Below are 24,265 nucleotides of genomic sequence, written 5' to 3' on the forward strand. Positions count from 1 at the left end.
TCGTCAGCTGGCCTTCGAGTCGGGGATACGGCGCGCGGACGGAGCCGAATCTTCGGATGTCGCAACCTTCTTCAGCGAGGCCGCGTACACGTCGACGTACTCCTGACCCGAGAGCAGCATCAGGTCGTACATCACCTCGTCGGTGACGGCGCGCTCGACGAATCGGTTGCCTGCCATTCCCTCGAACCGGGAGAAGTCGATGGGCTTGCCGACGCGAATGGTGACCTTTGCCGGACGCCACACGCGCGAACCGATCGGGTTCATCTTCTCGGTGCCGATCATGGCGACCGGCACCACCTGAACGCCGGTCTGCAATGCCAGGCGCGCCATTCCGGTCTTGCCCTTGTAGAGCCGGCCGTCGGGCGACCGGGTGCCTTCGGGGTAGATACCGAGCACCTTGCCGGCTTCGATCACGCGGGCACCGGCGTTCAGTGCGTCCTGTGCCGCGTCGGCTCCGGTGCGGTCGATGGGCACCTGACCCACCGCGGTGAAGAACCACTTCTGGAACGCACCCTTGAGACCCGAGCCGGTGAAGTACTCACTCTTGGCGAGGAAGGTGATGCGCCGCGGGGTCTTGAGCGGAAGATAGAACGAATCGAGAACCGCTTTGTGGTTGCTGGCCAGGATCACCGGGCCGTGCGTCGGAATGTTCTCCGCACCCTCGATCGTGGGCCGACCCAGGGCAATGAGCAGAGGCCCCACGATGATGTATTTGAACAGCCAGTACCACATTGACGTGCTCCCTGATCATGGTCGGCAATCGTTGGTGTGCCGGCTCGCGCGGGGCGAACCGACTGCGGCCGTGCGTTCTCGAACCGTGCCGCGTAGTGAACTGTACCCAGGGTTTATGACACCAGCCACATCGACGAGGAGTCGTCGTGCGACATCACATGGCGTCGGTCCGGACCGTCATCGTGCGGTGGTGACGAACTGTGCTCGCGCGAGCTCGGCCGCACCGATCATCCCCGCGGCCTCACCCAGTTCGGTGCTGCGAATCCGTGCCAGCGGGCGATGCCCCGCGCCGGTGACGAGCTCGGCGTACTTGTCCGTGGCACGAGCGAGGAATTGGCTCGACGAAGTGGCCACACCGCCGGCCAACACGATCAGATCGGGGTCGTACACATCGCTGACCATCGAGAGTCCGACGCCGAGCCAGTGTGCGAAATCCTCCATGGTGCGTCGGCCGATCGAGTCGCCGTCGTGCGCGGCGCTCGCGATCCGACGCCCGGTCAACGAGCCGGGATCGAGGAAGACCTCGCGCGCCAACCTCGTCGAGGACGACGGGTCTGCGGCCAACAACTCCACCGCCGTATCCACCAGTGCGGTACCGCTGCAATACCGTTCCCAGCACCCGCGTTTGCCGCAGGGACACGCGCGTCCGTCGGGCACCACCTGAATGTGACCGAGTTCGGGTGCCACCCCGTGGCTCCCTCGATAGATTCGGCCGTCGATCAGCAGCGCCGCACCGATTCCCGTTCCGATCGCCACCATCACCACGTTGCGGCCACCCGATGCCGCTCCGAAACGGTATTCCGCCCACGCGGCGGAGTTGGCGTCGTGTTCGAGCAGCACCGGTAGTCCGATGCGTTCGCTCATCTCGGTTGCGACCGGCGTGTCGACCCACGGCAGGTGCGGGGCGAACCGGACCGTCGTGCGGTCGGAATCGATGAGACCCGCCACCGCCAGACCGACGGCAGCGATGTCGTGTCGGCCGGCCAGCTCCTGCACGGCGCGGTCGAGACCCCGCTCGAGTGCACGAGCAGTGTGGGGCGTGGGTGCTGCGGTCGAGTCGAGCACCTGACCGTCCGCGTCGACAACCGAGGCGCGCAGGCTCGTGCCGCCCACGTCGATCCCGACCGTCAATCGCTGATGATGACGCTTCATTCGTTCATGCCTTCCTCGGCCGTCCCCCCACGGCGATGGTCACTCCTTGACCCGAACGGTAATCGGTACGAACGCCGGTCGACGAACGGACGGCGCAGAGGTGTCCTCCGACACGTCCGCGGCGGCGTCGACCCGGTCGGCAGCGGACGCTGTCGACTCGGTGCTGGACTCGCTACTACCCCCAGCGGCGTGTTCGGTGCCCGGCGCGGTGTGGTCGATCAACAACTGACGCAGCAGTGCGACGACGACGGCCCCTTCCGAGGCAACGAGTTCGACGAGATCGTGCCGTTCACCGCGCACCAACGCCGCGAGCGCACACACCGGGCACCAGCTGCAGCCCTGCTGATCGCGGTCCTGCTGTGTCTCGGCAACTCGGCGCAGGATGGGCTCGAGACGTGTCAGGACGGTGTCGGCCAACGCCAGCAGGTCCGCGCCCAACTCCGAATGCCCGGCCGTCACAGCGTCTCTCCGCTCACAGCTCTTCCGGTCGTTGCTCTTCCGGTCATTGCTCTTCCGGTCATGGCTCGGCCGCTCACAGCGGCCACACATCGGGGTCGGGTCGGAAACGCACCACCAGGAACGGGCCGTCGAGTTCCGCAGAATCGGCGATACACCGACGCAACACCGACGCCAACGTGACGCGTCGCCGCCTACCGTCGGCACTCACTATCAAGTCGTCCTCCACTCGCCCCAGACCCAAGGTGGTCGAATCGACTACCGGCAGAAGCATTCTCATCGCGTACACGGATTCGAGTCCGCTCCCCGACTCGAGTTCGACCGACGGTCGACCGGCCGGGCTCGACGCACGTCGTTCGAGGGAGTGCGGTGCCAGGTGCTCGGCCACATCCTGCAAGGGGCCCAACCCTACCGGTTCCACTTCACAGTGCTCCACCTCCACGATCGGAACCGAGCCGACGCGTCGTCGGAGTTCGGCCACGGCGTCGAGCTGCGCAGCCCGCCATCGCTCGAACCAGAACACCGCAGGATGAGCTCCGACCAGACCGATCGACGAGGAATTGAGGGCCGGGAGCATCCGGTTCACCAGCAGTCGGTCGACGCGAACGCCGAACAGAGCCGCTGCGGAGAGCGTGCGTTCGGCGTCGACGATGGACAGGTGCTCGGGGGTCAGGACCACGGTTGCCCCGGTCCGGTCGGGATCGGTGATCAGCGCCCGGACCGATTCGATCTGTCCGAGGATCCGCTCGATCATGGCCACCACGAGCGTGAGCCGCACGTCGGTTCCGGTGCCGGCGACCATGCGATCGTGGCGCGGCCACACGCGCTCGAAATAGGACGAGACGGTGCCGGGCAGCTGCAGTGTTCGCAGCGCATCCCCCGATGCCGGAAGATCGACTATCACTGTGTCCCAACGACCTTCGTCGACGAGCCGGGACACCTCGTGCAATCCCAACAGCTCCTCGATACCCGGGAACCCCATCAGCTCCTCCGGCTCGATCGCGCCGAAACTCACGCCGTGTTCGTGGCCTGCCGAGGCCACCGACAGCATCGATCCCAGACCGCGGTACCGCTCTTCGAGCAGCCGCGAGGTATCGATCTCGACGACGTCCAGGTTCGGAGCAACCGCTCCGATGCCCGAGTCCTCGTCGGTGTCACCGTCTGCGCCGAGGGCGTCGCGGATCGAGTGCGCCTGGTCGAGGGAGGCGATCAGCACCTCTTGGCCCGTGGCCGCGAGCGCAAGAGCCGATGCAGACGCCAGGGTGGTCTTCCCCGCGCCACCTTTGCCGATGAACAGCGATACCGTGGTGCGGAGTTCGGGGCGAGCGTCGGTCAGCCTTCGACCCGCTTCTTCAATTCCTTGAGCGCAGTGTCGGTGATGACCTTCTCTGCTTTGCGCTTGAACAGGCCGATCATCGGAATGTTCAGATCGACAGTGAGCTCGTACGTCACGTCGGTGCCGTTACCGGTCTCACGCAGCGAGTACGACCCGTTCTGAGATTTCTGCATTTCGCCCGAGACGAGATTCCACGACACCGAATTGCCGTCCGCGGCCCAGTCGTACTCGAGTTCGTACGTGTCTTTCACCATTCCGGCGTCGAGCACGAACTTGACCCGCTTTCCCCGTCCGTCCGCACCGACTTCGAGGACCTCGACGGACTTCGCGGCGGACACCCACGTGGGATACGCGTCGAAATCGGCGATGACGTCCATGACCCGACTCGGTGGGGCTTCGACGACGATCGACCTCTGGGTTTTCTCCGCCATGACTACTGGTCCGCTTCCTCTCGGGTACTTCGATCCGCTTCGTTCGCTGCCTGCTGTGCAACCCGCGGCAGGCCTATCTCACACGATCGAACCGCCGACGCACAACGCGAACCGGCCGACCGTACCGCGCGGTTCATTCGGGAGCTGAACTCGACGCTACGTGGTGGGGTGCCTCGCCCGCTGACCTCCCGGCCTCGAGCTCCCGCTTCAGCTCGAAGGTCATGGCGCGGCCGGCCACCCGACGCGCATGCTGCTCGGTGGCCGACTCACTTGGTGAGGCCGGCTCGGCGTGCAGGAAGTAGTGGACGATCACGCCGTCGAGTACGGGCTCGAGCCACAGCTCCATCGTTCCGACGACGCCGCCGCGGACCGACCACCGAATGCCCTTCTCGCCGCGATCCTCGGTCACGGTCAGCGACAGGTCCGGCCACCACCGCCGCCACCGCTCCGGCGAGGCGAACGCCTGCGCCACCGCCGCACCGGGTGCTGCCACGAATGTCTGATCCGCAACTTGAATACTGCTCATCGTCAGAGCTTCACATATCGGGTCCGAGACCAGGACCGCCGAGGCACATTCGGGACCGCGCGCCCCGGGTCTAGAGTATCTGTGAAGCCGAGCTATCGACTTTCTCCAACCCGTTCGATCCGGAGGTAATCCCGTGCGCGAGTTCACTGTTTCCGCCGAGTACGACATCGCGGACACCGACTCGGCTGTCGACAGCGTCTTCGCCCGCGCTCGGACGTCGCCGGATGCCGTGGTGTTCCGTCGGCTCGACGACGGCCGATGGACCGATGTCGGTGCCGCAGAATTCGAGCGACTGGTCGTCGACGTGGCCAGGGGCCTCGTCGCGGCAGGTATCGAGCAGGGCGATCGCGTCGCGCTCATGTCGTCCACGCGATTCGAGTGGTCGGTCATCGACTACGCGATCTGGGCCGCGGGCGGAGTGACCGTGCCAGTCTACGAGACGTCGTCGGCGGGCCAGGTCGAGTGGATTCTCGAAGACGCCGAGCCGGTTCTGTTGGTCCTCGAGAACGACGCGCACGTACGGGAGACGGAAGCCGTCGTAGCTGCGGCGCCGTCGGTACGTCGAACGTTCGTGATCGACAACGCTTCCGGCACGGGCGCAGTGCAGGCTCTGATCGACAACGGCGCGGACGTCTCCGAAGACGTTGTGCACGAACGAGTCTCGACACTTCGCTCGTCCGATCCGGCCACGTTGATCTACACCTCGGGCACTACCGGCCGCCCCAAAGGTGTGCAATTGACGCATGCGAACCTCCTTGCGGAATCTCGCGGCATTCGCCAGACGTCGTTGAAAGCTCTTCTGACACAGGGCCGCAGTACGTTGATGTTCCTTCCGATGGCGCACGTCCTCGCTCGCGCGGTGAGTATCGCGTCGTTCGATGCCGGAGTCACCCTCGGCCACACCAACGACATTCCCAACCTGGTCGCAACCTTCGGGACATTTCGACCGGACTTCATTCTGTCCGTGCCGCGCGTGTTCGAGAAGGTCTTCAACACTGCGAAGCAGAAGGCACACAGCGACGGCAAAGGCAAGATCTTCGATCTCGCAACCGAGTGCGCAGTGGCGTGGAGCCAGGCGCAGGATTCCGGTGGCCCGTCGATCGTGTTGCGCGCCAAGCATTTCGTGTTCGACAAGCTGGTCTACGCGAAGCTGCGGACCGCTCTCGGCGGCAAGTGCGAACTCGCCATCTCGGGCGGCGCACCACTGGGAGCGCGACTCGGCCACTTCTACCGCGGCATCGGCGTGACCATCTACGAGGGCTACGGCCTGACCGAAACCACTGCGGCGTTCGCGGTGAACACCATCGGATTCCAACGTGTGGGCAGCGTCGGACGCCCGCTACCCGGGAACACCGTCCGCATCGCCGGCGACGGTGAGATCCAACTACGCGGACCCGTTGTGTTCGACGGATATTGGCGAAACGAGAAGGCGACCGCGGAATCCCTCGACGACGGGTGGTTCCGCACCGGCGATCTCGGATCCGTCGACGAGGAGGGATACATCACGATCTCCGGCCGCAAGAAGGAACTGATCGTCACCGCCGGCGGCAAGAACGTCTCCCCCGCGGGCCTCGAAGATCACCTTCGTGCCGGAGCACTGATCAGTCAGGCCGTGGTGGTCGGTGACCAGAAGCCGTTCATCGGTGCCCTCATCACCCTGGATCCGGATGCGTTCGACAAGTGGAAGTCCGCACACGGCAAGGACTCCGACGCCACCGCAGCGGATCTGCAGGCCGACCCCGATCTCGTCGCCGAGATCGACGCCGCCGTCGCCGATGCCAACAAGTCGGTCTCGCACGCGGAATCCATCAAGAAGTACCGCCTGCTCCCCCACGACTTCTCGGAGGAGAGCGGCGAACTGACGCCGACGATGAAGCTCAAGCGCAATGTCATCACCAAGGCGTACGCCGATGAGATCGAGGCGATCTACGCGAGGTGACACGCGTGGCGTGAGCCGTGGTGCGAGCGGACCGCCCGGTCAAATCAGCGACCGCAGTTTCTCCGTCAGCACGTCCCAGCGCCATTCCGCGTCGACCCATGCCCGACCGGCGTTGCCCATCTGCGTCGCCAGTGTTCGATCGGACAGGATCGTCACGATCGCGTCGGCGATGGACGACACCGAAGTCCCGTCGACGACGAGCCCGGTCTTGTTGTGCTGCACAGCTTCCGGAGCGCCTCCCGACATCCCTGCAACCACCGGAACGCCACAGGCCGACGCCTCGAGGTAGACGATTCCGAGCCCCTCGACGTCGAGGCCCGCGCCTCGGGTGCGGCTCGGCATCGCGAACACGTCGGCAATCGTGTGATGGGCAGCCAGTTCCGCCGACGGTACTGTCCCGGTGAACACCACGTGCTGCTCCATCCCGGTGGAGCGAACCAGTTCGCGCAACGTGTTCTCGTACGGACCGCCGCCGACGATCACCAGAACCGCCCCGTCCACCGCGCGCCGGATCTCCGGTAGCGCCCGGATCAGAAAGTCCTGGCCCTTTCGCGGCACCAGCCGCGACAGACACAGAACCGTCGGTCGGTCACCGAGGCCGTACCGAGCACGTAACTCCGTCCTCGCGGCATCGTCGGGCACGAAGCGATCGGTGTCGACCCCCGGCGGCAGATGCTCGAGTGCCGCCGACGCCCCGAACGCCGAGCTGAATCGGCTCCGCGTGTACTTGCTCACGTAGGTCACCACATCGGTGTTCTCCCCGATAGTGCGCAGCGTCGCGCGACCACCGGGCACCATCGACCACCCCACCTCGTGGCCGTGCGTACTCGCCACGATGCGATCCGCCCCGGCTTTGCGCAGGTGTGACGACATCACCGCCAGCGGGGCCGCGGCACCGAACCACACCGAGTCGCACCCTCGGGTCTTCACGATGCGTGCTGCGCGGCGAGCCACCAACGGAGTAGGCAGCATCAACGTGGTCGGATGCCTGATGACCTCGAAGGGTTGTTTCGCATCGAACTTCACGTGCGAATCCCCACGCCACCGCGGCGCGTAGACCACGAGCTCGTCGGCGGGCAACTGCGAGGCGAAGCTGTGCAAATAGGACTGGATTCCGCCCGGCCGGGGCGGAAAGTCGTTCGTCACCAGAAGAGTCCGACGCATGACGACAACCGTAGCGCTCCCGATCGGACAGCTCGTGTCGACGACGCACACGTCCGGGTCAGCGTGACCGAGCGGCCACCCAGTTGCCCCACTCCGCGACGAACCGGGTTCGGCTCGAACTAAGGACCGAGGTGATCGCTGCGTCGACGACTCCGTTCGATCCGGGTCCGGCCGCCAGCGCCTCGTAGAACCTGCGCAACGTGGACTCGCCGTACCGGTCGGCCACGAACGCGAAGACCGACCAGGCGGACTCGTAGGCCACGTTGGAGCGGGTGCCGCCTGCACCGAAATCCTCGTCTTTCGGCAACACGGTCGGCGGGCCACCGGCAGCCACGATCGATGCCAGAGTAGGTGCCAGCTGCCGGAAGTCGGCACCGGAACTGCGATACCCGGAGTAGTCGGCGAAACCCTCCGCCACCCACAACGCGGTGCCTTCCGCCGTCTTCGCCCGCGCCGCCACATGCGTCAACTCGTGCCGAAGCACCGAACGAAGAGTGAACGGAGTCAGCCGCGACTCGGCATCGGGACCGAACACCACGCGCTGACCCGTCGGACGCGACCCGCCGGCCACGGCGTCGGACACGGTCACTGCGGCCACGTCCGTCGAGGGCGAGGACCCCGTCGATTCGTCGAACTCCTCGGCCGTCGAACTGACGAACACCAGTCCGTCCCGGGCCCAGTCGGCTCCCCAGAAGTCGGTGACCGCAGCGGTCGCCGCGGGCAGCTCGGCGGCCACATCTGCCACGAACTGCTCACGGTCGGGATGTCCCAACACCACCGACGTGCCGGATGCAGTGGCGACCGAGCGCACCGTCACGGGCCCGAAATCCCACGGCCCGCGCCAGGTGTGGCGACGGTAGGTCGGCAAGTCGGCGTCGTCGACCAGTCGCCACTGGCCGTCGCGTTCGGCGACCACCAGCGAAACCGGCCGGCGGGTCGGCGAGACATCCGGGCCCTGCACGGCATACCGCAGGTACACCGGTGGAGCCCACACATCGGTGGCATCCAGCTGCTCGGCAATCGACGACGGCACGGGGGTCTCGGGTTCGTCACCGATCTCGTAGTCGAAGTCCGAGAAAGGAACCGTCGGAACGACAGTCGCCCGGCGAACCTGCGCATCCACGAACGTCGGATCCGCGAGGGGGTCGAGCAACCCACGCAGCGCCGATTCGTCGCCGGAACGGAGGGCAGCCGCCCAGCGCTCGAGCAGCTCGGTCACTTCGGCGCGGCGCTGCTCGTCGTAGGTCGGCGGATTCTGGGAGGCCGACGGATCGGACGAAGTCGATGCGCTCGATGTCGCCGCTCCCGATGCAGGACCGTCGTGACGATGAACCAACAGCAGCGTCGACGCCACTGCCAGAACGACCAGGACTGCCGCCCATCGCGCCCGCCCCGACGCGGCGAGAGCGTGGACAACGGACGGCCGTTCCGTACCGCTCATTCAGGCGTCAGTCGTCGTTCGCGGCACAGTCAGTATCGACGGGCCCCGTAGAACGGGAACGACGCCATCGACTGGACCTTCACCGGTACCCCGAAGGTGGAGGCATGCAGAACGTTGCCGTTACCGGCGTAGATACCGACGTGTGATGCGTCCGGGTAGAACAGAACGACGTCTCCCGGCTGCAGATCCTTCTGATCGACGGGAGTTCCGCCGGCAGCCTGAGCCTGACTCGACCGCGGCAACGTCTTTCCGACCTGCTTGTAAGCCCAGACGACCAACCCGGAGCAGTCGAAACCGTCGGGGCCGGTCGCTCCCCAGACGTACGGCTTGCCGATCTGTGTGAGACCGGCTTGCAACGCGCTGGAACCGGATCCCGGCGTCAAGTTCTTCAGAATCGTGGAGGGGTCGAAACCTTCAGGAAGCGCCGATCCCGCGAGGGCCAGCTGCTCGGACGAGGAAAGAGCGCTGTACGCGGCCATGACTTCGGCGATCTGGCCCTGAAGTTCACTCTGCTTCGCCTGCAGATCGTCGCTGACCGCTTTGGCCTGCTCGGCGGCGACTCTGGCCTGTTCTGCGGCGATCGCGGCGGCCTGCTCTGCCGCGGATGCATCCGCGCTGGCCTGCTGGAACCGAGCTACCTGGCCGGCTGTCTCGGCGGAGATGACGTCGAGGGCCGACATTTGGTCGAGCAACTGTTGCGGGGAGTCGCTGACCATGACCGCGAACAACCGGTTGGTGCGAGCGCCCTGGTAGTTGACATTGGCCACCTTGTCCATGGCGGGTTTGAGCTGCGCCAGCTGCGACTGGGCGGCGTCGAGGGCCGCCCGACTGGCATCGACGGCGGTCTGCGCATCGAGCTGCTCGCGAGCCCGAGCGTCGAGATCGATCTGCGCGTTGTGCAGCGACTCGTTGGTCTGTTCCGACTCCCGGGACAGCTCCGCCAGCTTCGCCTGCGCGTCGGAAGCCGAGCCGAAGCCCGGATCGGCGGTCGCCGTCGTGATCGGCACCACCATGATGCACGCGGCCGCAACGGCTGTGGTCACCGAGCTACCTACTAGCCGTAGAACTCGGGTGGTTCTCGATATCGCCACGGAAAGCGACTCTCCGTCCTGACATATGCCATTCCAGCTGGAGTGGCGGTTGGAAAAAGTGACCGGAACCGAACGATACCCATGCTCAGCTGGGCGCGGACGTGAACACGGTCCGAAATCGACGCAGTCTGCACGTGACAGATCACAAACCAAACGTCGGAGAGGTCTCGATCAGATTACGAACTGGACGCTCTGCTGTCCACCGTACCGGCGTGTCGCCCGGAAACCGTCCCTGGAAACGACAACAGGGCCGAACCGTCGAAACGGATCGACCCTGTCGGTCGGTACACAACTCCGGTCGGAGCGCTCGGCTCAGTAGCGTCGAGCACCGTCGAACGGCATGGAGTCCACGGGAGCAACCTTGACCGGCACGCCGGACGTGGATGCGTGCACGACGTTGCCGTCGCCGATGTACATACCCGAGTGCGAGCCGCCGTAGAACGAGACGACGTCGCCGGGCATCAGGCTGTCACGCGAGACCGGAGTGCCCGCGGCTGCCTGGTCGTAGCTCGTACGGGGCAGGCTGACGCCGGCCTGCTTGTAGGCCCACTGGATCAGGCCCGAGCAGTCGAACGAATCCGGACCCGAAGCGCCGTACACGTACGGAGCGCCGATCTTGGACTCCGCTGCCTGGACGGCCTTGGCAGCCGGGGTGACCTGCGGGGCAAGGGGCGCACCCGGAGCGGGCATGCCCGGAATGTTGAGGGGAGGGAGACCCGGGATGTCAGGAATCTCGAAGGTTCCGACGCCGGGGATGGTGACTGGGGCCGCCATTGCCGGTGCAGCGGGGAGAATCACCACGCCTGCCGTGAGCGCTCCGGCTACGAGAGCTCGCCGCAATGTTCGGTTGGAAAGTTGTGACGCCACGAAAGATGGTGCTCCGTTTCTTCCACTCGTCCGCCGACCGAGTTAGCTGACGGGTTCGGGCTGGGAAGAGCAGCCCTACCCACCGGCCACCATCGGTGACTCGGCGGGATTCACCCCAGTAAATATCGGGTTCCCGGTACGAACACTCTCGCGAGTGATCGATTAGGCGGTGACTTGCGACGCCACTCCGGTTTGGACTGGCAAGACTCCGCAAGGTCTCAGGAAGGTTACGAAATGGCATACCCCTGTGTCGACCCCAACGCGCCGAACGGACCGAATTCGGCCGTGTTCTCGCTACCCGGCGCGTTGATCGCCCGGTGTGTCACGAGTCGATAACAGGGGAACATCCGCGGTGCCGTCGTCGTTCACGACGAGCTTGAGCGCGGGCACCATACCGACCTCGGCGAGTACTCCCATGGCACCGAGTTCTTCCTGCTCGAGGGTGATACGAGACGGTGAACCGACCCATTGCCCATCCGATCTCGCGGGCATCCCGGGAGCCCCCAGAAGCACCGTCACAACGCAGTCGGCGCAGGCGATGTCACGAACCAGGCAGTCACTGCAGTCGATGATCATTGTGATCCTTGTCTCTTTGTCGCGTCGGACGGTGTAATCGGCCGATCGAACGAAAGGTAGCGCCAGCCACCGACAGGTTCCGCGACTCGACAATCGGCACCGACCGACACGATGCCCTCCGACGCCGTGTTCGGCGTTCTTGTCGGAGGTCGGCCCTAACGTCGTCGCAGTGAGCCTGCCGATCCAGCTGACGTTCGACGAACTCGACACCCCGCTTCACGCCACCACGTTCGTCGTCGTCGACCTCGAAACCACTGGTGGCAGCGCTGACACGGAGGCGATCACCGAAATCGGGGCAGTCAAGGTCAGAGGCGGCGAGATCATCGGCGAATTCGCCACCCTCGTCGACCCGGGCAGATCGATCCCGCCCTACATCGTCGAGTTGACCGGCATCACGACGGCGATGCTGATCGGGGCTCCCCGCATCGAACGCGTTCTCCCCGGCTTTCTCGAGTTCGCTCGCGGATCGGTACTGGTGGCACACAACGCCGGGTTCGACACGGGATTTCTCAAGGCTGCAGCGAGTCGACTCGACATCTCCTGGCCCCGCTTCCAGGTGCTCTGCACGGTCAAACTCGCCCGGCGAGTGCTCACGCGCGACGAGGCACCCTCGGTGAAACTGTCCGCCCTGTCGACGTTGTTCAGATCCAGCACTCGGCCGACTCACCGAGCATTGGACGACGCGCGTGCCACGGTGGACGTGTTGCACGGCCTGATCGAACGAGTGGGCAACCAGGGCGTACACAGTTACGCGGAACTGGTCGACTACCTCCCTGCGGTGTCGGCGGGGCAACGAGCCAAACGCGGCCTGGCCGCACACCTGCCCGATACACCCGGCGTCTACCTCTTCCGAGGACCGTCGGACGAGGTCCTGTACGTAGGCACCTCGAACAACCTCAAGCGTCGGGTGCGCAACTACTTCACCGGTTCCGAGACACGTGGGCGAATGAAGGAGATGGTCTCGCTCGCTACTCGCGTGGACCACGTCGAATGTGCGCACGCACTCGAGGCAGGAGTCCGCGAATTACGGCTGCTCTCGGCTCACGTCCCGCCTTACAACCGCCGATCGAAGTTTCCCCGCAAAGGGTGGTGGGTCACCCTCACCGACGAAGCGTTTCCGCGTCTGTCGATCGTGCGCACTCCCGCACCCAACAGCCTCGGACCGTTCGCTGTTCGGGCGGACGCGGCGGAGGCCTCCGCCCTCGCCGCAGAATTCTGTCGACTTCGTACATGCACCCGCCGGTTGGGCCGCGCAGTTCGACACGGTGACGAGTGCACCGCGACGGACGTCGGTGGCTGCCCAGCGGCGTTCTCCGGGCCCCTGACGGCCGAGGAGTACTCGGGTGCCCCGGCGAAATTTCTGGCGTTCGTGTGTGGACACGACGACGAGCTGCTGTTCGCGATGCGACGCCGCGTCGCCGAACTCGCGGAGCGTGAACTGTTCGAGACAGCCGCGCGTCTCCGCGATCGAATCGCGGTGACGGTGAACGTGCTCCGCAGGATGCACCGAGCAGCCGCCGTTGCGGCCATCGCCGAGCTCGTGGCGGCCAGGCGGACGGCCGACGGTGGCTGGGAGCTGATGGTGGTGCGCTTCGGCCGCTTGGCCGGGGCGGCCGTCGCGCCGAGAGGGGTGCACCCGATGCCCGTCGTCGATGCGATCACGGCGTCGGCCGAGACGGTGATGCCCGATGCGACGCCACTTCGCGGTGCGCCGCCGGAAGAGGTGGGCCTGATCGCGTCGTGGCTCCACACGGACGGAGTGCGCATCGTTCGCACCAGCAGTGGCTACTGCAGCCCTGCTCGGTCTGCGGGTTCGTGGGAGGAGTGGTGTCGAACGGCCCGAGAAGCAACGCGGCAGGAGTGGAGCCCGCGGAACGACCGATGAGGCAGGAGTGGAGCCCGCGGAACGACCGATGAGGCAGGAGTGGAGCCCGCGGAACGACCGATGAAGCGAGAGTGGAGTCGGTTGAGCAACTAGTGTTGTCTCGGTTGGGTCGAGCTCGCGTCGTGTGTGGGCCCGGAGATGCGTGAGGAGCACAGATGATCAATGCCATCGTCTTGATCGACGCCGAAGCCGATCTGATTCCGGAGACGGCGCAGGCCGTTGCCGATGTGGACGGTGTGTCGGAGGTGTATTCGTGCGCCGGCGACGTCGATCTGATTGCCATCGTCAAGGTGCGTGATCATGCGTCGATAGCCGAGGTCATCACCAAGCACATCAATCGTGTTCGTGGTGTTCGCAGTACGACGACTCACATTGCGTTTCAGTCGTATTCGAGTGCCGACGTCGATGCAGGATTCTCGATCGGCGAGTAGTTCGGTGTGATTCAGTCGGCCAGCGCGGTGGTGCAGCGTGCCCAGTCGGCAAGCAGGCGGGCCGCGGAACCGTTGTCGACAACCGTTGCCGCAGTTGCCAATCCGGCTTCGATTTGCTCGTGCAGGTTTCCCGAGACTCCTCGATGCGCGGCCATGGCCGCGGCGGCGTTGAGTAGCACGGCGTCACGGACGGGTCCGTGTTCGCCTGCGAACACGCGATGTGCCACTGCTGCATTGAATTTCGCGTCCCCGCCTCGGAGGGCCTCGATGGGTGCCCGAGCGATTCCGTAATCGGCCGGGTCGATCGAGTCGACGGAGACGGTCCCGTCGGACACCACGTGCACGGTGGTCGTGGTGGACAGGGTGATTTCGTCGAGCCCGTCGTCACCACGGACGACGAGAGCGGAACTACCGCGTCGAGCGAACACGCCGGCGACGACGGGCACCAGATTCTCGAATGCGCAGCCGATCAGTCCGGCACGTGGGCGGCCCGGGTTGGTCAAGGGGCCCAGCACATTGAAGATCGTCGGAATGCCGATCTCCTTGCGCGCCGGACCGGAGAACCGAAGTGCGGGGTGGTGGATCGGCGCGAAGCAGAACCCGATCCCAACCTGCTCGACGCTCGACGCCACCCCGGCGGGCCCCAGGGTGACCCGCACGCCCAGCGCCTCGAGCACATCGGTCGTACCACTCTTGGACGACGCTGCACGGTTACCGTGTTTGACGACGCGTATTCCGCTGGCAGCGACGACGATCGCGGCCATCGTGGAGATGTTCACCGTGTCCGCACCGTCGCCGCCGGTTCCGACGACGTCCACCGCGTCACGGTCGGTCTCGACCAGAAATGCGTGCGAGAGCATGGAGTCGGCGAGGCCCTCCAGTTCCGCGGGCGTGGGGCCCTTCATCTTCAGTGCCACCCCGAAGGCAGCGATCTGAGCGGCTGTGGCGTTGTCGGACATGATCTCGTCCATCACCCAGCCGGTATCGGCGCTCGACAGGTCGGCGTGCGTGGTCAACGCTCCGAGGATTCGACGCCACGTTCGCGGCTGCTCGTCACTGGTCCCTGCGGTCATGGTGGATGTGCCGTGCCCTTCTGCTGTCGATGCGCGCGGTGCGGTGGAAGCTTAGTCAGACGTGTCGGCGGGTGAGGCGGGCTGCAGCGCATCCCACCCCAGTACCGCTCCCCCACGCCGTTGCGCGAGACCCGCCATGCGAGACCTCTCCTGCGAACAGTGCAACGCGTCGAGCACCTGTACCCGCTGCAGGACCAGAGCGACACCGTCATCGACTTGCGGCCGATACCCGGTGTCGTCCGGTAGTTCGACCCGCGGACCGACCTCGTACGCATCCTGCGCCGCGACGGCTGCCGCATCGTCGACTTCGTGCGCGGGCAGCACGAGGTGATGCCGCAACAGCACCTCGGAGGACTCGATCCACGTGGGTTCTGTGTTCGCCGCCTCGTCGAGAACGGCGGAGCACGCCCGCGCGTCGTCGAAGCAGCTCGCCACTACCACCAGATCTTCGCGCGTGGGGTCCAGACGTTCCGCGGTCGACCGCGAGAACAACCGCCGAAACCACCCACCTGCACTGCTCTTTGCCATGAGGCCAGCCTTGCACGACTGGACCCTACCGGCCCGTACAGGCCCTTCCACCAGCGCGGGAACAAGGGCGCGCTCGGAATCGTTCCTCCGCGACGCGCCAAGACCGGACCCGGATATGCCTTCCGTACTACGACGGGTCATACTTCTTTCTGTGACGAGCGCTGTAGGGACTCAAGGATCGGCAATCACCCAACGCGTGCACTCGCTGAACCGTCCCAATATGGTCAGCGTCGGCACGATCGTGTGGCTGTCGAGTGAACTCATGTTCTTCGCCGGGCTGTTTGCGATGTACTTCGTCGCACGCGCGCAGGCGAATGGAAACTGGCCGCCGGAGCCGACCGAGCTGAACCTCGGGCTGGCTGTTCCGGTGACGGCCGTGCTGATCGCTTCTTCGTTCACCTGCCAGCTGGGCGTGTTCGCTGCCGAGCGTGGCGACGTGTTCGGGCTTCGTCGGTGGTACATCGTCACCCTGGCAATGGGCGCGTTCTTCGTCGCCGGTCAGGGATACGAGTACTACCACCTGGTCCACGAGGGCACGACGCTCTCGAGCAGCGTGTACGGCTCGGTCTTCTACATCACGACCGGCTTCCACGGTTTGCACGTGATCGGCGGACTCATCGCCTTCGTCTTCCTGATCACCAGAACCCTGGTCAGCAAGTTCACGCCCGCGCAGGCCACCGCCGCCATCGTCGTTTCGTATTACTGGCACTTCGTCGACATCGTCTGGATTGCCCTCTTCGCGACGATCTACTTCATCCGCTAGTGACAGTCAGCAAGCCACAGATATCGAGCGAACGGATTCAGCCCCCGACGTTCGGCCCGTCCCGACACGACAAGGGATAGAAGATGAGTACATCTCCCCCAGTAGCAACCGACGACACTTCGGCCTCGAAGGCGCGACGCAAGCGTAAGACGCGTCGACGCGTCACCGGTGCACTCGTTCTGATGATGGGCCTTCTGAGCGCGGGTTTCCTCGCGTCGGCCCTGACGCCTACACCCCAGGTTGCAACAGCCGATACCGATTCGGCGGCGCTGATCCGCGAAGGCAAGCAGCTCTACGACACGTCGTGCGTGACGTGCCACGGTGCCAATTTGCAGGGTGTTCAGGATCGCGGACCGAGTCTCATCGGTGTCGGTGAAGCTGCCGTCTACTTCCAGGTGTCGAGTGGCCGTATGCCGGCTGTTCGCAACGAGGCACAGGCACTGCGCAAGCCGCCGAAGTTCGACGACAAGCAGATCGACGCGCTCGGTGCTTACATCCAGGCCAACGGCGGCGGCCCGACGGTCATTCTCGACGAGAACGGTGAGGTGGCGCAGGAGTCGCTTCGCGGCGACGACATCGCCCGAGGCAGCGAGCTGTTCCGCTTGAACTGCGCGTCCTGCCACAACTTCACCGGCCAGGGCGGCGCACTGTCGTCGGGCAAGTTCGCGCCGGACCTCGGGCCTGCCAACGAGCAGGAGATCTACACCGCGATGGTCACCGGTCCGCAGAACATGCCCAAGTTCTCCGACCGTCAGCTGACGATCGAGGAGAAGTCGGACATCATCGCCTACGTCAAGTCGGCCCAGGAAACCAAGGCCGCAGGCGGCTGGGGTCTCGGTGGCTTCGGTCCCGGTACCGAGATGATCGCCCTGTGGGTTGTCGGAATCGCCGCTGTCGTCGGCGCAACATTGTGGATCGGAGCTAGATCATGAGCGACGGCGATTCCGGCCGTAAGGACGCCGACAACACCGACGGCACCAATGCCGGGGGTGTGAATCCCGACAAGAAGTACACCGACGAGGAGTTGGCAGCGCTCAGCCGGGACGAGTTGGTCGAACTCGGCACCAATCTCGACGGTGTGGATGTCGCATTCCGTCGTAATCGCTGGGCTGTGGAAGGTACTCGCGCCGAGAAGCGCGCAGAGCGCAGCGTGGCGATCTGGTTTGCCATCGCCGGCCTGTCGGCAGTCGCGTTCATCGGCGTCTACCTCTTCTGGCCTTGGCAGTACGCGGGCATCGGTGACGACAACTACAACCTGTACTCGCTGTACACGCCTCTGATCGGCGGAACGATGGGTCTTGCGATCCTCGCCGTCGGCGTCGGTGCCGTGCAGTTCACCAAGAAGTTCATTCCCGAAGAGGTCTCCATCCAGGACCGCCACGACGGAAGCTCGTCGGAAACGGACCGCAAGACGCTGGTCGCCGAGCTGGGCGATTCGCTCGACACGTCGACCATCGGACGACGCAAGGTCATCAAGCGTTCGCTTCTGTTCGGCGGCGGCGCTCTCGGCGTCATGGCACTGCTCCCCCTCGGCGGCCTCATCAAGAATCCGTGGGCCAAGGGCGAAGATTCTCCGTTGTGGGTATCCGGCTGGACGCCTCGCTACGATGGAGAGACGATCTACCTCCGACGAGACACCGGGCGACCGGAAGATGTTGTTCTCGTACGGCCCGAGGACTTGGACGCTGGTGCCATGGAAACTGTCTTCCCGTTCCGCGAGGCGGACCGCGAGAGCGAGCACGACCTGCTCATGTCACTCCGCGGTATCCGTAACGCAGTCATGCTCATCCGTTTGCGTCCCGACGACGCAAGCACGGTCATCAAGCGCAAGGGCCAGGAGAGCTACAACTACGGCGATTACTACGCCTACTCCAAGATCTGCACGCACCTGGGTTGCCCGACATCGTTGTTCGAGCAGCAGACCAACCGCATTCTCTGCCCTTGCCATCAGTCGCAGTTCAACGCGCTCGAGTACGGCAAGCCGATCTTCGGACCGGCTGCGCGCGCGCTGCCTCAGCTTCCCATCACAGTCAACGAGGAGGGTTACCTAGTGGCACAGCACGACTTCCACGAAGCACTGGGTCCCGCCTTCTGGGAACGTCGACCGGAGCGTGATTCATGAGTCCTTCACTGCAAACCCTCGCCGCCAAGCAGGCGGACGACGTAGACAGTCGTTACCACTTGGCACCAGGTTTGCGCCGCCAGATCAACAAGGTGTTCCCCACCCACTGGTCGTTCCTGCTCGGTGAGATCGCGCTGTACAGCTTCGTGATCCTGCTGATCTCCGGCGTCTTCCTCACCCTGTTCTTCGATCCTTCGCTCAGCGAGGTCGTCTACCAGGGCGCGTACACCCCGCTGAACGGCGTGACCATGTCGCGTGCCTACGCGACAGCACTCGACATCTCGTTCGAGGTGCGCGGCGGTCTGTTCATGCGCCAGATCCACCACTGGGCAGCACTGATGTTCGCCGCGTCGATCATCGTGCACATGATGCGCATCTTCTTCACCGGTGCGTTCCGTCGTCCTCGTGAGGCCAACTGGGTCATCGGCTGCCTGCTGCTGATCCTGGCGATGTTCGAGGGCTTCTTCGGATACTCGCTCCCCGACGATCTGCTCTCGGGCACCGGCCTCCGCGCCGCGTTCTCCGGAATCACGATGAGCATCCCGATCGTCGGCACCTGGATGCACTGGTTGATCTTCGACGGGGACTTCCCCGGCACGATCATCATTCCTCGCCTGTACGTGGCGCACGTGCTGCTGCTGCCGGCCATCATCCTGGCGCTGATCGCAGCTCACCTGGCTTTGGTCTGGTACCAGAAGCACACGCAGTTTCCCGGACCCGGCCGTACGGAAACCAACGTCGTCGGCGTTCGTATCCTTCCGGTCTTCGCCGTCAAGTCCGGTGCGTTCTTCGCCGTGACGTTCGGCGTTATCGCTGCCATGGGCGGACTGCTGCAGATCAACCCGATCTGGGCGCTCGGTCCGTACAACCCGTCTCAGGTGTCCGCAGGTTCGCAGCCCGACTTCTACATGATGTGGACCGACGGCCTGGCGCGTCTGTGGCCGGCATGGGACATCTACATCGCTGGTCGCTACACGATTCCTGCAGTCTTCTGGGTGGCCGTGATCATGGGCCTCGTCTTCACCGTGATGATTGCCTACCCGTGGATCGAGAAGCGTCTCACCGGAGACAACGCACACCACAACCTGCTGCAGCGTCCCCGCGACGTGCCGGTCCGTACTGCAATCGGCGCAATGTCCATCGCCTTCTACGTCGTTCTGACGCTCTCGTGCGTCAACGACCTGATCGCGTACAAGTTCGACATCTCGCTCAATGCGATGACGTGGATCGGTCGAATCGGAGTGCTCATTGCTCCGCCGATCGCATACTTCGTCGCGTACCGGTTCTGCATCGGCCTACAGCGCAGCGACCGGGCAGTTCTCGAGCACGGCATCGAAACCGGAATCATCAAGCGACTCCCGCACGGCCAGTACGTGGAAATCCACCAGCCGCTCGGACCGGTCGACGATCACGGTCACCCGATCCCGCTCGATTACCAGGGTGCAGCGGTCCCCAAGAAGATGAACAAGCTCGGTTCTGCCGGCAAGCCCGGCTCGGGTTCACTGTTCACCCCGGACCCCGTTGCGCAGAGCAAGGCCCTCGAGGATGCACTCCACAAGGGCGAGCACGAGCAGTTGGCAATGCTTCGCAACTACCAGGCGGGCATTCTGGGCAATGGCCACTCGAACGGCAACGGTCACGCCAACGGCAACGGCAACGGCAACGGCCATACGAACGGCAACGGTCACGCCAACGGCAACGGTCATTCCAATGGCCACGCCAACGGCAACGGCCATGCCAACGGGCACGAAGACACCTCGATTTCTTCGGGTCGTCAGGACAGCGATCGCGATCACTGAGTCCTGACAACGCATTCCGCTGAAGGGCGGCACCGGCAACGGTGCCGCCCTTCTCCGTGTGGTGGCGGTGCTACCCGCTCGATATATGTCCGGAGACGATCCGGCTGGATCTCCATCGGTCCGCGGGAGTCCTGTGAACGGAGGCCGCAACTCTCACAGGCTCCACTCCCCTCCCCCGCCCGAGGACTGCCGATTCAGAGCGCGGTAATGCTCGACTCGGAGCCGGCAGTCACCTGCCGGTAGTCTGCAGACCCATCGGTGACGAGCATCGGCCCGGTCGGTCTCGACCGGTATTAGTATCGGTATATGGTCCGTATCCCACTCAGTCCCGGTGAACTCGCGCGTGGTGCTCGCTTGGGCACAGCTCTGCGCCGTTTCCGGGGCAACCGGACCATGACCGAGGTTTCCGACGCCGCCGGCATCTCCGTCGAAACACTCAGAAAAATCGAGACCGGGCGTATCGCAACCCCGGCATTCTTTACCGTCGCCGCACTGTGCACTGCGTTGGAGATCTCACTCGATGCATTGCTGGAATCCACGACGGATGCGTCGTCGACCCTGCGGGAGGCAGACGCGTCCTGACTGGTTCGGATCCGCGCCGTGGTCTTCCGGGACGTTCATGCGTTCCAGTTCATGACGAAAGACCGGCCCTTGGGGTGCGGCCGGTCTCTCACCGACCCGCAGTAGGTAGGCGTGGTGCTTCTCAGTCGATCGGCGAGACCCTGATGAGGTTGCCGTCGGGGTCCGCGATCACGAAAGTGCGGCCGAAGACGGCGTCGTGTGGCTTCTGCACTACGGCAACTCCTTTCGCGACCCAATCGGTGAATATGTCGTCGACTGCTTCCGAGGGGCCGGGCACCATGAGTCCGATCTCGCTCATGCGGGGTGTGCTCGGTACAGAGTGCTCGGCGTAGCCCGTCCACAACGCGAGCAGTACACCGGGGGCAACGTCGAAAGCAACATAGTGGGGACTCGTGAAGGTCGGTTCGATCTCGAACAGGTCGCTGTAGAAGGCGGTGGCGGCCTGGGTCTCCCGGACGCCGATCAAGAACAGGTTCGGTGCAGGCATGGAGGGCTCCTCGAGTGGATGTCGTATCGATACCGAACCATCCGATCGCCTCATCGCGACAGAACCTGTCACCTTTGTGTGCCAACATCGGTCCGCATGAAGGCTTCGAGGCTGCTGCATATCTTGCTGCTTCTACAGACCCGTCAGCGCATGACAACTACCGAGCTCTCCGACCGTCTGGAAGTGTCTCGGCGGACTGTGCTGCGAGATGTCGAGGCGCTCTCGGCGGCTGGTGTGCCCGTCTATGCCGAACGCGGACGGAACGGCGGGATTGTCTTGCTCCCCAATGCACGACTCAACGCATCCCATCTGGATCCACCAGAACTCGAGGCCCTCTCCATAGCCGGTTTGGACAGCGCGCAGCTCGAACGTTTGGGGCTGTCTGCGGTATGGGAGTCGGCCGCGCGCAAGATCGCCGCCCGGCATGCTGCGGCACCGGATATACCGGGCAGGCTGGGTCTGGCGGACCTGGTACTGGTCGACAGCACCGCATGGTTCGCCGACTCGGAAGCAGCGATCGACGTATCGGACCTGGCCTCGACACTTCGACGCCGACGACGACTGCAAATCCAGTACCGGCGGAGCGCCGAGAATCAGGCCTCGACGCGGGTGGTCGACCCCTACGGGATCGTAGCGAAATCAGGTCGCTGGTATCTCGTCGCCGACGACCAGGGAGACGGTCGACTGTTCGCGCTGGAACGGCTCTCGACCTACGAACAACTCGCCGCACCAGCTGCTGTTCAACCCGGGGAAACCCTCCGCACGAAATGGGCAGCGTTGAAAGGTCGCACCGAGAGACGAGGTCACGTGAGCGTCACCGTCCGCCTGCCGGAGAAAGGCCTCGACCTGGCTCGACGGGTACTCGCCGGTCGCATCCACGAGGTCGCCGCCGCGAAAGACGGCTGGTGCACCGTCGTCGTCCGCTATCCCGATATCGAGTCGGTACGTCAACTACTTCAATTCGGCGATCACATCGAAGTACTCACACCAGCCGCAGCTCGCGAACGCATCGGTCAGCTCGCCACAGTTCTGGCCGAAAAGCACTCGACCCCCGCCGGCTGACCCGGTCGGAATGCCCCGGCACTCGAGCGATGTCCCCGGCGTGCACGTCCCAGCACAGAAAAGGGCCCCGATCGCGTTCGTGAACGATCGGGGCCCTTTTCGGGTGTCTACTAAATCAGTGGCGTTCGGCACCGATGTGGTACTCGAAAACCAATCCAGCGGCCGAGGCGATGACGCACACGACGCCCAGAGCGATCAACCAGGGCTGGAAGAAGGCAAAGCCCAGAGCGGTGATCGACGCCGCCACGGCCAGCACGAACGGCCAGAAGCTGCCGGGGCTGAAGAAGCCCAGGTCGCCTGCGCCGTCACTTACCTCGGCGTCGTCGAAGTCTTCGGGCCGAGTGTCGAGCCGTCGAGCTACGAATCGGAAGTACGTTCCGACGATCAGTGTCAGGCCGACCGACAGGAAGATCGCCGTGACGCCTGCCCACTCGACGCCGGTTCGGCTCAATCCTGTGAACAGCGCATACACGATGCCGACCAGGAGGAAGAAGACCGTGAGGATCTCGAAGATCTTCGCTTCGATTTTCATATCAGCATGCTTCCTTGGTCAGTTGCCTTCGGCGACGGTGGCGGTACGGACGGTGCGATCGGTCTCGAACGGCGAGGTGCTGGTTGCGAGCGGGCTCTCGCCGATGGCTTCGAGTGCCTGCGCGTTGGTCAGCGCTTCGCCACCCTCGGACAACGGCTTGCGCAGCTCGATGTACTGCTCGAACTTGTCCGGAGACACGGCGCGAACCTCGAAGTTCATCATCGAGTGGAAAGTGCCACACATCTCCGTGCATCGACCGACGAACGAACCTTCGCGCTCGATTTCGCTGATCTGGAACACGTTGTCGGAATGGTTCTCCGCAGGGTTGGGGAGAACGTCACGCTTGAACAAGAACTCCGGAACCCAGAAGCCGTGGATGACGTCCGAGGATGCCAGCACGAATTCGATGCGCTTTCCGGTGGGAAGGACGAGCACCGGAATCTCGGCGCTGGAACCGACCGTTTCGATCTTGTTGTAGTGCAGGTAGGACAGATCCTGGGGAATTGCACCGTGGATCGCGCCGGGCACGAACTCGCCGTCCTCGCTACCCTCGGCACCTTCACCGGGAGTTGCGGCGGCTTCCGCGGCGGCCTGCTCCTCTTCGTCGGTGCCCTCGTACTTGGCAGCACCGTCCTTGAGGTCGATGGTCCGGTATCCGAACTTCCAGTTCCACTGGTATGCGGTCACGTCGACCTGGACGTCGGGATCTGCCTGCTTCTCGTCGACGTAGTTCTGCACCACGACGGTGAAGTAGAAGAGCACGGCGATGATCACGAACGGAACCGCCGTGTAGAACAGCTCGAGCGGAACGTTGTACGCGGTCTGACGCGGGAACTCCGGGGAGCTCTTCTTCTTACGGTGGAAGAGCACCACCCAGAAGATCAAGACCCACACGACGATGCCCATGACCAGGGCGGCGATGACCGACCAGGTCCACAGGTCGCCGATGCGTCGTCCCTGCGGAGTGACGCCCGAGGCGAAACCGAAATTGAGTACGTTGTCACTGCTGATGGAACAGCCCGACAGCATCAACGCGGCTACACCGAGAAATGCTGTCAGCCCCGCTCGCCGAAGGATCCGACTATGCGCCACGTTCACGCCTTCCTGATTGCCCACCACTGAAGAATAAGGGCTTCCACATGGAGATGCCCGAGTACTACGCAGCGTAGACCAAAGCTGACGCGGAGCCACCCTTGGGTCGTTACCTAGGTTCGAGCGTGTCTGCGGCATACTCGGTTGCTGATCGACCGTCCCGCTGACGATACGCGGAGATCCGGCCCCCGGCATTGT

General features: G+C 64.4%; 25 protein-coding genes and 1 riboswitch. Of the genes, 9 read left to right on the top strand and 16 right to left on the bottom strand.

Going from position 1 to position 24,265, the window contains the following annotated elements; genetic code table 11:
- Positions 1 to 3: 3 nt before the first annotated feature.
- The 6 genes from JLZ96_RS17405 to JLZ96_RS17430 all read right to left on the bottom strand — a co-directional run bounded on the left by JLZ96_RS17405 (position 4) and on the right by JLZ96_RS17430 (position 4,633).
- Positions 4 to 732 carry a 1-acyl-sn-glycerol-3-phosphate acyltransferase gene (locus JLZ96_RS17405; RefSeq protein WP_201010835.1) on the bottom strand — a complete coding sequence of 243 codons (729 nt, stop codon included), beginning with the start codon at positions 730 to 732 and terminating at the stop codon, positions 4 to 6.
- A gap of 177 nt (positions 733 to 909) precedes the next feature.
- On the bottom strand, positions 910 to 1,884 hold the full coding sequence (locus JLZ96_RS17410; RefSeq protein ID WP_201010836.1) for an ROK family protein: 975 nt from the start codon (positions 1,882 to 1,884) through the stop codon (positions 910 to 912).
- Between the two features lie 39 nt (positions 1,885 to 1,923).
- Positions 1,924 to 2,343 (bottom strand): hypothetical protein, encoded by a 420-nt coding sequence (locus JLZ96_RS17415; RefSeq protein WP_027497368.1) that lies wholly within the window; start codon positions 2,341 to 2,343, stop codon positions 1,924 to 1,926.
- 73 nt (positions 2,344 to 2,416) lie between these two features.
- On the bottom strand, positions 2,417 to 3,697 hold the full coding sequence (locus tag JLZ96_RS17420) for an ArsA family ATPase (RefSeq protein ID WP_308436831.1): 1,281 nt from the start codon (positions 3,695 to 3,697) through the stop codon (positions 2,417 to 2,419).
- On the bottom strand, positions 3,673 to 4,107 hold the full coding sequence (locus tag JLZ96_RS17425) for an SRPBCC family protein (RefSeq protein WP_027497370.1): 435 nt from the start codon (positions 4,105 to 4,107) through the stop codon (positions 3,673 to 3,675). The genes JLZ96_RS17420 and JLZ96_RS17425 overlap by 25 nt, the downstream gene beginning before the upstream one ends.
- A gap of 133 nt (positions 4,108 to 4,240) precedes the next feature.
- Positions 4,241 to 4,633 (bottom strand): polyketide cyclase / dehydrase and lipid transport, encoded by a 393-nt coding sequence (locus tag JLZ96_RS17430; protein ID WP_201010837.1) that lies wholly within the window; start codon positions 4,631 to 4,633, stop codon positions 4,241 to 4,243.
- Between the two features lie 133 nt (positions 4,634 to 4,766).
- On the opposite strand from JLZ96_RS17430, the gene JLZ96_RS17435 reads away from it, so the two are divergent.
- Positions 4,767 to 6,572, top strand: coding sequence for a long-chain fatty acid--CoA ligase (locus JLZ96_RS17435; RefSeq protein WP_201010838.1), 1,806 nt, complete (start codon positions 4,767 to 4,769; stop codon positions 6,570 to 6,572).
- Positions 6,573 to 6,611: 39 nt separating this feature from the next.
- Here JLZ96_RS17435 and JLZ96_RS17440 read toward each other — a convergent pair whose 3' ends face one another.
- From JLZ96_RS17440 to JLZ96_RS17460, 5 genes are all read right to left on the bottom strand, one after another.
- Entirely contained in the window at positions 6,612 to 7,736 is a 1,125-nt protein-coding gene (locus JLZ96_RS17440; RefSeq protein ID WP_027497373.1) for a glycosyltransferase family 4 protein, read from the bottom strand.
- A gap of 58 nt (positions 7,737 to 7,794) precedes the next feature.
- Positions 7,795 to 9,177: a hypothetical protein gene (locus JLZ96_RS17445; protein ID WP_201010839.1), complete on the bottom strand. Its 1,383-nt coding sequence runs from the start codon at positions 9,175 to 9,177 to the stop codon at positions 7,795 to 7,797.
- Between the two features lie 29 nt (positions 9,178 to 9,206).
- Positions 9,207 to 10,190: an NlpC/P60 family protein gene (locus JLZ96_RS17450; protein WP_081371364.1), complete on the bottom strand. Its 984-nt coding sequence runs from the start codon at positions 10,188 to 10,190 to the stop codon at positions 9,207 to 9,209.
- A 390-nt stretch (positions 10,191 to 10,580) separates the two neighbouring features.
- A complete protein-coding gene (locus JLZ96_RS17455; protein WP_027497375.1) occupies positions 10,581 to 11,135 on the bottom strand; it encodes a C40 family peptidase in 555 nt (184 codons plus the stop codon).
- Between the two features lie 18 nt (positions 11,136 to 11,153).
- Positions 11,154 to 11,314, bottom strand: a riboswitch (cyclic di-AMP (ydaO/yuaA leader).
- Between the two features lie 115 nt (positions 11,315 to 11,429).
- The gene (locus tag JLZ96_RS17460) at positions 11,430 to 11,711 is read right to left on the bottom strand and encodes a hypothetical protein (protein ID WP_027497376.1); all 282 of its coding nucleotides are present in this window, start codon (positions 11,709 to 11,711) and stop codon (positions 11,430 to 11,432) included.
- 169 nt (positions 11,712 to 11,880) lie between these two features.
- Between JLZ96_RS17460 and JLZ96_RS17465 the strand changes: the two genes are divergently transcribed.
- Together JLZ96_RS17465 and JLZ96_RS17470 are read left to right on the top strand one after the other, a co-directional pair.
- A complete protein-coding gene (locus tag JLZ96_RS17465) occupies positions 11,881 to 13,596 on the top strand; it encodes a DEDD exonuclease domain-containing protein (protein ID WP_201010840.1) in 1,716 nt (571 codons plus the stop codon).
- Positions 13,597 to 13,751: 155 nt separating this feature from the next.
- Positions 13,752 to 14,027: an Lrp/AsnC family transcriptional regulator gene (locus tag JLZ96_RS17470; protein WP_032370294.1), complete on the top strand. Its 276-nt coding sequence runs from the start codon at positions 13,752 to 13,754 to the stop codon at positions 14,025 to 14,027.
- 11 nt (positions 14,028 to 14,038) lie between these two features.
- Here JLZ96_RS17470 and trpD read toward each other — a convergent pair whose 3' ends face one another.
- Together trpD and JLZ96_RS17480 are read right to left on the bottom strand one after the other, a co-directional pair.
- Complete coding sequence (gene trpD / locus JLZ96_RS17475; protein ID WP_201010841.1) at positions 14,039 to 15,100, bottom strand: anthranilate phosphoribosyltransferase; 1,062 nt, start codon at positions 15,098 to 15,100, stop codon at positions 14,039 to 14,041.
- A 51-nt stretch (positions 15,101 to 15,151) separates the two neighbouring features.
- Complete coding sequence (locus JLZ96_RS17480; RefSeq protein WP_201010842.1) at positions 15,152 to 15,628, bottom strand: hypothetical protein; 477 nt, start codon at positions 15,626 to 15,628, stop codon at positions 15,152 to 15,154.
- A gap of 151 nt (positions 15,629 to 15,779) precedes the next feature.
- Here JLZ96_RS17480 and JLZ96_RS17485 point away from each other — a divergent pair, with 151 nt between their 5' ends.
- The 5 genes from JLZ96_RS17485 (at position 15,780) to JLZ96_RS17505 (ending at position 20,894) form a co-directional block, all read left to right on the top strand.
- A complete protein-coding gene (locus JLZ96_RS17485; protein ID WP_027497380.1) occupies positions 15,780 to 16,391 on the top strand; it encodes a heme-copper oxidase subunit III in 612 nt (203 codons plus the stop codon).
- 83 nt (positions 16,392 to 16,474) lie between these two features.
- On the top strand, positions 16,475 to 17,323 hold the full coding sequence (locus tag JLZ96_RS17490; RefSeq protein WP_032399966.1) for a c-type cytochrome: 849 nt from the start codon (positions 16,475 to 16,477) through the stop codon (positions 17,321 to 17,323).
- Positions 17,320 to 18,513 carry a ubiquinol-cytochrome c reductase iron-sulfur subunit gene (locus JLZ96_RS17495; RefSeq protein WP_052053198.1) on the top strand — a complete coding sequence of 398 codons (1,194 nt, stop codon included), beginning with the start codon at positions 17,320 to 17,322 and terminating at the stop codon, positions 18,511 to 18,513. Before JLZ96_RS17490 ends, JLZ96_RS17495 begins: the two co-directional genes overlap by 4 nt.
- The gene (locus JLZ96_RS17500; RefSeq protein ID WP_201010843.1) at positions 18,510 to 20,312 is read left to right on the top strand and encodes a cytochrome bc complex cytochrome b subunit; all 1,803 of its coding nucleotides are present in this window, start codon (positions 18,510 to 18,512) and stop codon (positions 20,310 to 20,312) included. The genes JLZ96_RS17495 and JLZ96_RS17500 overlap by 4 nt, the downstream gene beginning before the upstream one ends.
- A gap of 306 nt (positions 20,313 to 20,618) precedes the next feature.
- Positions 20,619 to 20,894: a helix-turn-helix domain-containing protein gene (locus JLZ96_RS17505; RefSeq protein ID WP_201010844.1), complete on the top strand. Its 276-nt coding sequence runs from the start codon at positions 20,619 to 20,621 to the stop codon at positions 20,892 to 20,894.
- A gap of 121 nt (positions 20,895 to 21,015) precedes the next feature.
- Here JLZ96_RS17505 and JLZ96_RS17510 read toward each other — a convergent pair whose 3' ends face one another.
- Complete coding sequence (locus JLZ96_RS17510; protein WP_032387838.1) at positions 21,016 to 21,381, bottom strand: VOC family protein; 366 nt, start codon at positions 21,379 to 21,381, stop codon at positions 21,016 to 21,018.
- Positions 21,382 to 21,477: 96 nt separating this feature from the next.
- Here JLZ96_RS17510 and JLZ96_RS17515 point away from each other — a divergent pair, with 96 nt between their 5' ends.
- On the top strand, positions 21,478 to 22,443 hold the full coding sequence (locus JLZ96_RS17515) for a YafY family protein (protein WP_201010845.1): 966 nt from the start codon (positions 21,478 to 21,480) through the stop codon (positions 22,441 to 22,443).
- Positions 22,444 to 22,558: 115 nt separating this feature from the next.
- Here JLZ96_RS17515 and JLZ96_RS17520 read toward each other — a convergent pair whose 3' ends face one another.
- Both JLZ96_RS17520 and JLZ96_RS17525 read right to left on the bottom strand, forming a co-directional pair.
- Entirely contained in the window at positions 22,559 to 22,975 is a 417-nt protein-coding gene (locus tag JLZ96_RS17520; RefSeq protein ID WP_027497386.1) for a cytochrome c oxidase subunit 4, read from the bottom strand.
- 18 nt (positions 22,976 to 22,993) lie between these two features.
- The gene (locus tag JLZ96_RS17525) at positions 22,994 to 24,073 is read right to left on the bottom strand and encodes a cytochrome c oxidase subunit II (protein WP_201011022.1); all 1,080 of its coding nucleotides are present in this window, start codon (positions 24,071 to 24,073) and stop codon (positions 22,994 to 22,996) included.
- Positions 24,074 to 24,265: the final 192 nt, after the last annotated feature.

The organism is Rhodococcus sp. NKCM2511 (assembly GCF_014905595.1).
GTDB lineage: Bacteria > Actinomycetota > Actinomycetes > Mycobacteriales > Mycobacteriaceae > Rhodococcoides > Rhodococcoides fascians.

Bases quoted from the DNA above. Each gene is read 5' to 3' on its own strand.
- JLZ96_RS17445 (WP_201010839.1), bottom strand. From the start codon at position 9,177: ATGAGCGGTACGGAACGGCCGTCCGTTGTCCACGCTCTCGCCGCGTCG.
- JLZ96_RS17480 (WP_201010842.1), bottom strand. From the start codon at position 15,628: ATGGCAAAGAGCAGTGCAGGTGGGTGGTTTCGGCGGTTGTTCTCGCGG.
- JLZ96_RS17405 (WP_201010835.1), bottom strand. From the start codon at position 732: ATGTGGTACTGGCTGTTCAAATACATCATCGTGGGGCCTCTGCTCATT.
- JLZ96_RS17470 (WP_032370294.1), top strand. From the start codon at position 13,752: ATGATCAATGCCATCGTCTTGATCGACGCCGAAGCCGATCTGATTCCG.
- JLZ96_RS17460 (WP_027497376.1), bottom strand. From the start codon at position 11,711: ATGATCATCGACTGCAGTGACTGCCTGGTTCGTGACATCGCCTGCGCC.
- JLZ96_RS17520 (WP_027497386.1), bottom strand. From the start codon at position 22,975: ATGAAAATCGAAGCGAAGATCTTCGAGATCCTCACGGTCTTCTTCCTC.
- JLZ96_RS17495 (WP_052053198.1), top strand. From the start codon at position 17,320: ATGAGCGACGGCGATTCCGGCCGTAAGGACGCCGACAACACCGACGGC.
- trpD (WP_201010841.1), bottom strand. From the start codon at position 15,100: ATGACCGCAGGGACCAGTGACGAGCAGCCGCGAACGTGGCGTCGAATC.
- JLZ96_RS17500 (WP_201010843.1), top strand. From the start codon at position 18,510: ATGAGTCCTTCACTGCAAACCCTCGCCGCCAAGCAGGCGGACGACGTA.
- JLZ96_RS17450 (WP_081371364.1), bottom strand. From the start codon at position 10,190: ATGGTGGTGCCGATCACGACGGCGACCGCCGATCCGGGCTTCGGCTCG.
- JLZ96_RS17505 (WP_201010844.1), top strand. From the start codon at position 20,619: ATGGTCCGTATCCCACTCAGTCCCGGTGAACTCGCGCGTGGTGCTCGC.
- JLZ96_RS17440 (WP_027497373.1), bottom strand. From the start codon at position 7,736: ATGCGTCGGACTCTTCTGGTGACGAACGACTTTCCGCCCCGGCCGGGC.
- JLZ96_RS17425 (WP_027497370.1), bottom strand. From the start codon at position 4,107: ATGGCGGAGAAAACCCAGAGGTCGATCGTCGTCGAAGCCCCACCGAGT.
- JLZ96_RS17510 (WP_032387838.1), bottom strand. From the start codon at position 21,381: ATGCCTGCACCGAACCTGTTCTTGATCGGCGTCCGGGAGACCCAGGCC.
- JLZ96_RS17515 (WP_201010845.1), top strand. From the start codon at position 21,478: ATGAAGGCTTCGAGGCTGCTGCATATCTTGCTGCTTCTACAGACCCGT.
- JLZ96_RS17410 (WP_201010836.1), bottom strand. From the start codon at position 1,884: ATGAAGCGTCATCATCAGCGATTGACGGTCGGGATCGACGTGGGCGGC.
- JLZ96_RS17490 (WP_032399966.1), top strand. From the start codon at position 16,475: ATGAGTACATCTCCCCCAGTAGCAACCGACGACACTTCGGCCTCGAAG.
- JLZ96_RS17430 (WP_201010837.1), bottom strand. From the start codon at position 4,633: ATGAGCAGTATTCAAGTTGCGGATCAGACATTCGTGGCAGCACCCGGT.